General features: G+C 66.7%; 1 pseudogene. It reads right to left on the reverse strand.

The features are described from left to right. Positions 1-468, reverse strand: a pseudogene (locus GWE18_RS42015) (MFS transporter); the annotation flags it as partial.

Genomic DNA, 468 nt, shown 5'->3' on the forward strand with positions numbered 1-468 from the left:
CGCAGGAACAGGCCGCCGATCACCACCGACATCAGTGCGATCGCGATCGGGTACCACAGGCCGTAGTACAGGTTGCCGGTACCGGCCACCAGCGCGAACGAGATCGCCGGCAGGAAGCCACCGAACCAGCCGTTGCCGATGTGGTACGGCAGCGACATCGAGGTGTAGCGGATGCGGGTCGGGAACAGTTCGACCAGGTAGGCGGCGATCGGGCCGTAGACCATGGTCACGTACAGCACCAGCAGCCACAGCATGAAGATGGTGCCGGCGATGTTGATGCGGGCGCCATCGGCCTTGGCCGGGTAGCCGGCGGTGGTCAGGGCGGTCTTCAGTTCCGCACCGAACGCATCGGCCTTGGCCTTGCCTTCTTCCTTGGTCAGGCCGGCGGCCTCATACGAGGTGACGCTGGCGCTGCCCACGTTCACCATCGCCAGCGAACCGGCGGCGGCGGGCTGCACGTCGTACGGC

Origin of the sequence: Bradyrhizobium sp. CSA112 (assembly GCF_029051645.1) — a bacterium.
Lineage (GTDB): Bacteria > Pseudomonadota > Alphaproteobacteria > Rhizobiales > Xanthobacteraceae > Bradyrhizobium.